General features: G+C 60.2%; 8 protein-coding genes. 2 read left to right on the top strand and 6 right to left on the bottom strand.

The window, feature by feature from the left end; genetic code table 11:
• Window positions 1-199: hypothetical protein (locus JHD82_RS27715; protein WP_233174921.1), on the top strand; the 199-nt coding region annotated here is incomplete at its 5' end.
• 1,408 nt (window positions 200-1,607) lie between these two features.
• Here the strand turns inward: JHD82_RS27715 and JHD82_RS27710 are convergent.
• Complete coding sequence (locus JHD82_RS27710; protein ID WP_233174920.1) at window positions 1,608-1,889, bottom strand: hypothetical protein; 282 nt, start codon at window positions 1,887-1,889, stop codon at window positions 1,608-1,610.
• Window positions 1,890-2,174: 285 nt separating this feature from the next.
• Between JHD82_RS27710 and JHD82_RS27705 the strand changes: the two genes are divergently transcribed.
• Window positions 2,175-3,482 (top strand): HD domain-containing phosphohydrolase, encoded by a 1,308-nt coding sequence (locus JHD82_RS27705; protein WP_199140027.1) that lies wholly within the window; start codon window positions 2,175-2,177, stop codon window positions 3,480-3,482.
• Window positions 3,483-4,105: 623 nt separating this feature from the next.
• Here the strand turns inward: JHD82_RS27705 and JHD82_RS27700 are convergent.
• From JHD82_RS27700 to JHD82_RS27680, 5 genes are all read right to left on the bottom strand, one after another.
• Complete coding sequence (locus tag JHD82_RS27700) at window positions 4,106-4,795, bottom strand: ANTAR domain-containing protein (RefSeq protein WP_199140025.1); 690 nt, start codon at window positions 4,793-4,795, stop codon at window positions 4,106-4,108.
• 2 nt (window positions 4,796-4,797) lie between these two features.
• Complete coding sequence (locus tag JHD82_RS27695; protein WP_199140023.1) at window positions 4,798-5,946, bottom strand: transporter substrate-binding domain-containing protein; 1,149 nt, start codon at window positions 5,944-5,946, stop codon at window positions 4,798-4,800.
• A gap of 80 nt (window positions 5,947-6,026) precedes the next feature.
• Window positions 6,027-7,757 (bottom strand): nitric oxide reductase activation protein NorD, encoded by a 1,731-nt coding sequence (locus JHD82_RS27690; protein ID WP_199140020.1) that lies wholly within the window; start codon window positions 7,755-7,757, stop codon window positions 6,027-6,029.
• 12 nt (window positions 7,758-7,769) lie between these two features.
• A complete protein-coding gene (locus JHD82_RS27685; protein WP_199140018.1) occupies window positions 7,770-8,627 on the bottom strand; it encodes a CbbQ/NirQ/NorQ/GpvN family protein in 858 nt (285 codons plus the stop codon).
• Between the two features lie 72 nt (window positions 8,628-8,699).
• Complete coding sequence (locus JHD82_RS27680; protein WP_012205469.1) at window positions 8,700-9,737, bottom strand: aliphatic amidase; 1,038 nt, start codon at window positions 9,735-9,737, stop codon at window positions 8,700-8,702.
• Window positions 9,738-9,895 lie beyond the last annotated feature (158 nt).

The following is a 9,895-nucleotide window of genomic DNA, read 5'->3' as shown; positions in this document are numbered from 1 at the left end:
AGATGTGTATAAGAGACAGGAGCAAATGAGCGATGTTGTGAAGGCTGTAAATAAAAGAAATGGCTCAAATTTCTCGGTGGAAAAACTCCATTTAGACTTGGCTTTGATGGGGGCAGAGGTATCAACGGCTCCATATGGAACAAGCCATGCAAGAATGGCTGCTCGTTATGGCCAATGGTTTGTAAGAATGCTGAAGTGAAGTAAAATACGGATAGGTTATAAAATATAGTTCGCGAAGCGGTTATAGGTGAAGGTATTTAGTGTATCGCTTCGTGAACTCAGATAATTTTCAATTGGGCTCATTAAAATTAGCGTGCTTTGCATTACAGTTTATCTTTTATGTATCTAAGGTATCACTAAAATTGCATTTTTGAATGGGTATTGTGTAATTGAATTCTTAATTAGGGCGCGTTTTCCAGCGGAGTAGGAAACCTAGGAAAGCGCGGCGACTTGCACAGGTTGGCACTGGTACTTACAAGCGTCAGGTGATGAGGTAGATCAGCACAGAGCTGGTCGCCTCCATGCATCCTCGCCACTAGGGTGCAGCCGGGCTACTAGCCAATTCCGGTGCAAACAGCTGGCGAGACATACAGGTCTTTTGCTATGACCAAAACCTGCCCTAAGTAGGCTGAAATAGGGTGAAAAGGCATGATTTCGAAAACATCAGAAATGTGGCTATCGCTGCAAGTTATTGATCGAAAAGGTGTTTTCTCTCATTTCTATTTCGGTGGATCGGACTTTAAATCCGTTGGTCGCAGCCCCTTGAGCATGTGGTACTCCCAGATTGGTCGATGTGCCTTTCTGCTCAAAGGATTCTGGGCTTGGTAGGTCTGCCCCCATCGGTCAGTACATGCAGACAGCCGGATCTATGCAAAATTAGAAGCGCAACTGAGCGAGCGATGCAGCATAGTTGCTACAGAGGAGGCCGGGTATGCCTCTAAGTTATTGTCAGATAATGATTCTCTTCAAGAATCAATCCAGTCCATCATGGGCGCAACGGACATGCGCCACATTCTGGCAGGTGCTTGATTTTCTACGTTTGTCATTGATCTGATTGGGTTTTTTGCTCTGGCGTCGTTGCCTGGTTCTTCGCCATTCAACCCCGTTTTCCTGTTTGTTCAACTCTGAGCACTCAATGGGAGTGATCACCGCGCACAAGCGGGCAGGCGGCTTGCTGGCTGACACCGTACAGGTCCTGCCAATGGGAGCTGTACGTTCATCCACGGCAAGAGTCCGGCCTTCATCGGAAGGTCTTAGTGGACGAGTGGCTGTGTAGGCGCGTGTATGAAATTGAGCAGGAGCGCGCATCGGGCAGATGCAGCACAACAGAGTTTCAGTGGGGGAGCTACTGCGGGATCATGTCAGCGCAGCTGAAAACGTGACTGAGTGGAGCCGTAGCAAAAAGGCCGACATCGCACGCCTGCAGGCCTCTGGCCTGGCTGACCTCCAGGCCTCCAAGCTCACGGTCCAGTTCGGAAGGGTCAATCTCCAAAGAAAAAGCCCCTGGCGCGCACGCACCCCGGGGGCTTGAGGCGCCGCCTAGACTTGGCGCGCACCTCCTTGCTTGGTGTATCGGCTGCACGCCGCCTAACTTTTGGCCTTTTCGATCAGGAATTGCCTGCCGTTCTTGCCGTTGATCCAGTTCGGCGGCTTGCTGCGGCCGATCCGGGTAGCACCTGTCTCGGGGGGGGGGCGCGGAATCTGGGCATGGCCACGAAGCTCTTCGCCTTGGTGCCGCTGTCAGGGAACATGTTCTGCTCGGTCAACTGGCATTCATGAACCTGGGCGCGAACCTCTTCCACCGCACCGGCTTTTTCTGTTTTCATCATTTCCGCGATGCGTGCATCCGGCTCGGCCTTCGGCTGCAGTGGGTTCAGCGCCGCATCCATCGTCCCTGTGCACGGGGACGTGCCTTGCCGACGCTGGCGCGGCACTGACCATCGCCGACAAGACTGCCTTGAATCCAAGCGAGTGGCATCACTGACGCAAAAATCATCTATTGCGCGAGGTTGGTGGTGGTAGCTACATGTAAGTGGATGAAAGGATTCGAATGAATTTGATCTTCAATTGCGTGATGCTAGTAAAGAATTACTATCTTCACCAATGCCTTTCGATGTCATATTCTTGAGACTCATCGATCGACGCATCGAATAATGAAATTGGAGGCATGCCAAATGAATGCTGAAGATAAACAAGAATCATTTGCACAGCAATCGCGGTTGCAGGCATTGTTGATTGACCCGGAGGTGGAGGACTTTGCAGGGTTAAACCTGTTGCTTGGTCAGGCTGGATATGATCTGCGGATGGCAGCAAGCCCGCCAGAAGCATTGGCGGAGTTTTCTGGTGGACGAATTGACTTGTTGATATGCAATACGCATGTACTTGACAAGGATGGCGGACAGTGGTTGGAGAGCATTGTTGGACAGTTCCCTGACCTGTTTGTGATTTTTCTTTCGGAATACGGCAGAACTGTGATTCCGAAAGGCGTTGGTCGTTTGATGGGTTTGTACCGTCACATAGTAAAACCTTGGAGTAGTGAGCAATTTTTGGATGCTATTGATCAATTAAACGATCAGAAAATCACACGCCATGAGAATATTCGTCTGGATCAAAAAAATAGAGCGCTGACAAAGGAGCTGGCAGAATTAAATGCAACTGTTGAGCTTGCTGCCCATGTGCACGACGACGAATTGTTGGAGGCGCATAGGAAGCTTAAAAAGAATTTCGTCGCAGCTATCCGGATGTTTTCCAATCTTCTTGAGTGGCGGGGTGGGCTGCTTGCAGGGCATTCTAGACGCGTTGCGGACCTGACCCGTCGAACCGCAAATATCATGCAGCTAAGCGAAGAAGATCAGCAGAATTCTTTTGTTGCTGCGCTCATTCATGATATTGCCCATATTACTCTTGCCGATGGGATGTTGAACAAGCCCGTCCCAAGCTTGAGTCATGAAGAGCTGGAAAAATATAGGAATCACAGCAGCTTGGGAGAACAGTTGCTTCTGCCGATAGACGATGCGCACCCGGTCGCTACTCTCGTCAGGTCCCACCATGAGCGATTCGACGGGGCAGGTTTCCCTGATGGCCTGAAAGGGAAGGATATTCCAATAGGAGCTCGGATAATAGCGGTTGCTGATTTTTACGATGACCTGATGATAGGACATTTAAGCAGCAAGCCACTAAATTGTGCAGAGGCAAGAACCCTCGTTTCGCATGGTAGAGGAACACAATTTGATCCAGAGATTGTCGATGCTTTCTTGCAGATTTTGATACAGGCAACCCCCGTTGCCGACCCAGCCCCACTTTATGTTCCCTGTTCGGAGCTCCGGCCAGGAATGATTTTGGCTCAAGACTTCGTATCGAGGGAAGGGTTGGTATTGCTTACGGCAGGTCGAGTTTTGACGACGGACTTGATACGCAGAATGCAATTGCGTGTTGATCTTGGCCGGAAACTGCCGATTCGTGCCATGGCCTCGGCTGTTTGATGATTTTCGAGATTTTGTAATTGTTTTGGTATGGGTTTGATCAAGTTGTTAATGGTTTTCGTTCTCTGGTCGTCTTAAAGAATTTCAGCAGAATTTCACCGTTGGATGTAATCGCTTGTTTTTTTGATATGTCAGCTATATGTGAAGGTGGTACTTCTGTGGAATATAGCTTGCTGTTGCTTATTCTGTATAAAATTCTCTTGTCTCCGACTATGAATTCATCTCCTTCAATCAGTCCTATATACCGGCCATTTTTGGTATAGGCTTTCCACCATCCGCCTTCTATCATTTTATGCCTCGCGATATTATGGTTTATTGTTGACGCCCAACACGTCAATGCTCAAGGATGAAATACTAATCTGAGAGTCGTTCGATTTTGCAATCGATGCAAAATTTGACAAAGTAATTGATGTTGATAATCCATTATCAGATTCTCATCGAACGAGAGTGACATTCACATACGTGGGCGGTTTGGTGGGTAACTATTGATCAAAGTATTCACAAGCCCTGCGTGCTCCGCATCGGGAGCCATTTTTTCTTCACACGCTGCATGCGTTCAAAAAAGAGGACCCTGGTTCCCCGGGGTCAAGCCATGGCTGCTGGCGGCAGGAGTCCTGCGTGATTTACCCGCCCACGCCCTTGCCCAGCGACAGTATTTCGCTCGCATGCAAGATGGCCTGGGCAATCTCCTCCACCGAGCTTCGCCGGCTCATGGCCTGGGCGCGGATCATGTCGTAGGCCTGGTCTTCGTTGATCTGGTGGGTCTGCATGAGGATGGCCTTGGCTTCGGCCACGCGGCGCTGGCCCAGCAGCTTGGCCTGGAGCTTGGCGATGCGCTGCTGCTGCTGGCGTGATTCCTTGTGGTTTCTGCGCGCCAGCACCAATGTGGACAGCAGGCCGAAGGAGCGGATGGGCGAGGGCAGGATGGCTTGCACCTGCAGTTCCAGCACGGCGGAGACGATGGTGGGGTTCTCGTAGTTGACCACGGCGATGGCGGTGGGCGGGCTCTCTCCCTCGCCCTGGGTCCAGGCGTAGTTCAACTGCAGGTGATCGGGGCGCACTGCCAGGAAGACCACGTCCGTGCCCTCGGGCAGGCTGGGCTGGGGTGGCCAGATGGCCTGGACCTGGCAGCCTATGCGCTGCAGTTGCTGGGCCAGCAGTCGGCCGTCCGCGTCGTCGGGGTGGACGACGGCAATGCGCAGCTGGCGCAGTTCCTTCAGTTGGGGCGAGGTGGCACGCAGCAGCGGTTTTCTTTCCAGCAGCGGCCGGCCTGTGGCAGCGCTGCCGGTGTCCTTGTTCGGGGCGGCATCCACGCTCAGGTCTCCAGGGCGCCGAGGCTGGCGGTCCAGTCGCCCAGGGAGTGGGTGACCAGGTAGGGGTCGGGCGAGACGGCCCGGGTGGCCTGGCGCACGATGGTGAAGCCGCCCTGTGCATTGGCGCGGCCCACGCGCGGGTGCAGCCAGGTGTGGTGGTTGTCGGGGTCCAGCCGGATGCGGCCCTGGGGCGCGTCGAATTCGCTGCCCAGCAGATGGGGCAGCAGCTCACCTATGCGGTCACTGCCGGCCTGGCGGAAGGCGTTGGCAAACAGGTGCATCTGAAAGTAGGCGGCCTCCCAGCACAGGTTGGGCCGGCAGTCGTCGCCCAGGCGCTGGCGCAGCCGGGCCAGGCAGCGCGCGTTGGCGGGCGAATCGATGGACTGGAAGTAGGGCGCGGCCGTGAAGTGGCCGGCCGCCACATCGGCGCCCATCTGGGCGATCTCGGCCTCGGAGGTGGTGAGGCTGGCAATCGGCATGGTCTGCGGATTGAAGCCTGCGTCGGCATAGGCACGGTAGAGGCTGGCCGTGGAGTCGCCGACCACGGTGGAGAAGATGAAGTCCGGCTGCCTGGCTCGGATGTCCTGCATGATGGCCGCGTAGTCGCGCTCGGTGGCGTCCAGCGGCAGGTAGTGTTCGCCGAGCTTGTCGCTGCCCGGGTGCTGCATGACCAGCTCGCCCATGATGCGGTTGGACTCGTAGGGGTAGATATAGTCCGAGCCGATGAGGTAGACCCGCGCGCCGAAGCTGCTGGTCATGTAGTCGGCCAGTTGCACGCTGTTCTGATTGGGCGCGGCGCCCGTGTAGATGACATTGCCAGAGAACTCGAAGCCTTCGTAGAGCGTGGGATAGAACAGCAGCTTGTTCCATTTCTCGACGATGGGGATGACGGCCTTGCGGCTGCTGGACATGTAGCAGCCGAAGATGACGTTGATGCCGTCGCGCACGATGAGCTGCTCGGCCAGGGCCGCATAGCGGGCCGGCGTGGAAGCCGGGTCGTAGCGCACGGCGACCAGTTCACGCCCCAGCAGGCCGCCCGCCTCGTTGATTTCGTCGATGGCCAGCTGCGCGCCTTGCAGCTGGGACTGGCCGATGGTCGATGTGGTGCCGGTGGCCGAGTAAAGAATGCCGACTCTGACGGGGTCGTTCATGGGTTCCTTCTGTGCCAGGTGCTGGCGTGCGTTCTTTGCAGGCTTCAGGTTAATCGAGATTTCCGTGGCGCTTGCCGTGGTCAGCGGCCGGCTGCGAGCCTTGCGCCCATCTGGGACAGCCGCCTTGGCAGATGCCGCGCGTCGTCGGCAATGCCGTAGTTGCGCCCGCCAAAGATATGGCGCACATAGCCGTCTGCCTGGCTGTCCACGGCCAGGCAACTGATGCGTATGCCTGCGGCGCGGGCCTGCTGCACGGCGTGGCGCGCGTCTTCGATCAGGTAGCGATCGTCATGCACGTCGATGTCGGCGGGTGCTCCGTCGGTGATCACCAGCAGATGGCGCTGGCCAGCAGGCTCGGCAGCCAGCAGGCTGCTGGCGTGGCGCAGGGCTGCGCCCAGGCGGGTGGAATGGCGGCCCTGCAGCGATTGCAACCGGGCGGATGCCTCATCGGCAAAGGGCTGGCCGAAGTCCAGCAGGCGCAGGTAGCGGACTTCGGCGCGCGTGTTGGACGAGAAGGCGTGGACGGCCAGGCGGTCCACGCCGGTCCTGTGGCCTGCGCGCGATTCGGCCAGCATGAGGGCCGCCTGTTTCTCCAGCTCCAGCAGGCTGGCGCCGTGGGGGCCGGGCGTGTTGACCGATTCGGAAGCGTCCATCAGCACCAGCAGGCTGGTGGGGCGCGGGCCTTTGCCGGCGCGGATGAAAAGGCGGGGCTCAGGGCGCAGGTTCAGGCGGCGGTCCACCTGGACCTCGATGGCGGCATTGAAGTCCAGGTCGTCGCCTTCCCACTGGCGGCGCAGGCGCTGGCGCCGGTCCAGCTGGCGTGCGGGCGGCAGCGGCAGGGGCGGCAGTGTCTGTCTGCCGGCCTGGGAGCCTTTCCCGGCCAAAGCCTCGGCCTGCCATGCGGGCAGGGTGTCGATGACGGTGCACCAGCCCGTCTTCAGGCGCTCCGACCTGCGGTCCCATTCGGGATAGCTGTGGCGCGACAGCTCCAGGCCTAGGTCCAGCGACTGGCCTTCCTGTGCATCGGACTGCTGTCCGGCGCCGGCCGATGGAGGAGGGGCCGCGCGCGCAGCGGACTGCTGCAGCGCGAGTGTGTCTTCCTCGCCCTGAGGCGACTCCGGATGCTGCCAGAGATAGCTGTTGTCATCACGGTAGGTGCTGGGCACGGCATGGTGCTGGGGGTCCATGCGCACGCGCATCTGGCCCAGGTCGTTGGCCAGGATGGACGCAATGGCCCGGAATGCGGCGTAGTCCTCCAGCCCGTGGCGCGTGGCGGTGTTCTCGAACAGGTCACGGGCCTTGTGGATCCAGTGGTTGCCGTCCATGCGCTCTGGCCACAGCAGCATGCGGTCCAGCCGGGCCATGAAGGCGGCAAAGCCCAGGTCGGATGGATCGGGCTCGGGCGCGATGCAGGCCTCGAACCAGCGGCGCACGCCGGGGTGCTGCAGGCACAGCAGCCGCTCCACGCGCGCATCTTCCAGTGCGCCCACCACGGCCTGGCCCATGGGCTTGAGGGTGCTGCTGTCCTGGCGGGCGGGCGAAAAGCGCAGATGGGCTGAGGCATGGGCCATCGTTGCTGCGTGCAGGTGTGCCTGAGTGGACAAGTTGGCGGGAACCAGCAGCCGGGCAGGCTGGCCGATCAGCACGGCGCGCGGCGGCAGGGCGTGGGCCTGGCCCGGCGCCGGGGCACTGGCCGGCGTCCTGGCCAGCGCCTGCACGGCGACAGGCTGGCGCGCCAGGCCGCTGGCCAGCAGGCCCAGCGTGTGCAGCAGGCGGGACTCTTCGGGCAAGGCAACGGAGACGATGGCCATGGCGCGCGGCCCTCAGGCGCCGAACTCGGCCTCGACCAGCTGGCGCAGCGCGGCGGCAGTGTCGGGGTCGTCGGTCAGGGCGCTGGTGATGGTCATGTCGCAGCTGTCATGCACCGGCATGCCGTCGCGCATCAGCAGGCCTGCATAGATCAGCATGCGGGTGGAGGCGCCTTCGTCCAGGCCCCGGTGGCGCAGTTCGCGCGTGCTGCGCGCCAGGCTGACCAGGCTGCGAGCGGTGGCCGGGGCAATGCCGGTCTCGTGGGCCACGATGTCCGCCTCGATCTCGGGCGCCGGGTAGTCGAAGTCCAGCGCCGCGAAGCGCTGGCGCGTCGATGGCTTCATGTCCTTGGCGCTGCTCTGGTAGCCGGGGTTGTAGGAGACCACCAGCTGGAAGTCGGGGTGCGCGTGGACTACCTCGCCCTTCTTGTCCAGCGGCAGGGCGCGGCGCGCGTCGGTCAGCGGGTGGATGACGACCGTGGTGTCCTGGCGGGCCTCCACCACTTCGTCCAGGTAGCAGATGCCGCCATGGCGCACGGCCAGGGTCAGCGGCCCGTCGTGCCAGGCCGTGCCGTCGGCATCCAGCAGGTAGCGGCCCACCAGGTCGGAGGCCGTCATGTCCTCGTTGCAGGCCAGCGTGACCAGGGGGCGCTTGAGCGCCCAGGCCATGTACTCCACAAAGCGCGTCTTGCCGCAGCCCGTGGGGCCCTTGAGGATGAGCGGCATGCGGTGCTGGTAGGCCTGGCGGTAGAGCTGGACCTCGCGGCCCGAGGGGCGGTAGAAGGGCTCTTCCTCGATGCGGTAGGCCGCCAGCGGGTCGGCGGCCTGACTGGCGGGAGCGGGCACCAGGCCTGTGGTTGTTGTCGTGCTCATCTTCACTCTTCACCTTTCCGTGTTCATGGGCGAGCCTGCCCCCGGGCCTGCAGGCCCGGAGGCAGGACGCTGTCAGCGGTGCTTGGGCGCCTCGTGCGGAATGCCTTCGATGGGGCATTCGGGCGTGCCTACGGTGGTGCGTGTGAAGGACTCCACCATCTCGCGCGTGCCCTCGGGATCGTTGACCCACTGGCTGTAGAAGTTGTACGGGCAGGCGGCCACGCCCTTGTCCCCGTCGCCGGAGTTGATGGTGCCGGTGTAGCCCCGGTGCACCAGCTTGAACAGATGGTTCTGCGACTGGCCGTTCTTGCGCGCATCGCGGATCAGGTGCTTGGACAACTCGGCGTACTGGATGCCCATTTCCTCCTCGCCGGTCTCGCCCAGGGTGCGGCCGTCGAAGCCGATGATGGCCGAGTGCCCGAAGTACGAGTACACGCCGTCGAAGCCCGCCGCATTGGCCACGGCCACGTAGCAGTTGTTCATGAAGGCCATGGCCTTGGAGACCATGATCTGCTGCTCCTTGGCCGGGTACATGTAGCCCTGGCAGCGCACGACGAGCTCGGCGCCACGCATGGCGCAGTCGCGCCAGATCTCGGGGTAGTTGCCGTCGTCGCAGATGATGAGGCTGATCTTCAGGCCCTTGGGGCCTTCGCTCACATAGGTGCAGTCGCCCGGGTACCAGCCCTCGATGGGCACCCAGGGCATGATCTTGCGGTACTTCTGCACGATCTCGCCCTGGTTGTTCATGAGGATCAGGGTGTTGTAGGGCGCCTTGTTGGGATGCTCCTCATGGCGCTCGCCCGTCAGCGAGAACACGCCCCAGACGTTGGCCCTGCGGCAGGCGTCGGCGAAGATCTCGGTCTCTTCGCCCGGGATGGCGCTGGCCGTGTCGTACATCTCCTTGGCGTCGTACATGATGCCGTGCGTGGAGTACTCGGGAAAGATCACCAGGTCCATGCCCGGCAGGCCGCGCTTCATGCCTACCAGCATGTCCGCGATCTTGCGGCAGTTGTCCAGCACCTCGGCCTTGGTGTGCAGGCGCGGCATCTTGTAGTTGACCACCGCCACGCCGACGCAATCGTTGCTGCTGGAAATATCTCCGTGTCTCATGCTGCTGCTCCTGAAGGGGTTGAGGGCTGTCTCTTATACACATCTAAAAAAGGGGGGGGGGGGGGGGGGGGGGGGGGGGGGGGGGGGGGGGGGGGGGGGGGGGGGGGGGGGGGGGGGGGGGGGGGGGGGGGGGGGGGGGGGGGGGGGGGGGGGGGGGG

The sequence above is a fragment of the Delftia sp. ASV31 genome (assembly GCF_016428765.1).
Lineage (GTDB): Bacteria > Pseudomonadota > Gammaproteobacteria > Burkholderiales > Burkholderiaceae_C > Comamonas > Comamonas acidovorans.
Note: the sequence above shows the minus strand (reverse complement) of the source record. Positions and strands in the feature narration are given on the sequence as shown.

What these genes read in the sequence shown, in the direction of transcription:
- JHD82_RS27710 (WP_233174920.1), bottom strand. Translation starts at nt 1,889, where the DNA reads ATGGATGCGGCGCTGAACCCACTGCAGCCGAAGGCCGAGCCGGATGCA.
- JHD82_RS27705 (WP_199140027.1), top strand. Translation starts at nt 2,175, where the DNA reads ATGAATGCTGAAGATAAACAAGAATCATTTGCACAGCAATCGCGGTTG.
- JHD82_RS27695 (WP_199140023.1), bottom strand. Translation starts at nt 5,946, where the DNA reads ATGAACGACCCCGTCAGAGTCGGCATTCTTTACTCGGCCACCGGCACC.
- JHD82_RS27690 (WP_199140020.1), bottom strand. Translation starts at nt 7,757, where the DNA reads ATGGCCATCGTCTCCGTTGCCTTGCCCGAAGAGTCCCGCCTGCTGCAC.
- JHD82_RS27685 (WP_199140018.1), bottom strand. Translation starts at nt 8,627, where the DNA reads ATGAGCACGACAACAACCACAGGCCTGGTGCCCGCTCCCGCCAGTCAG.
- JHD82_RS27680 (WP_012205469.1), bottom strand. Translation starts at nt 9,737, where the DNA reads ATGAGACACGGAGATATTTCCAGCAGCAACGATTGCGTCGGCGTGGCG.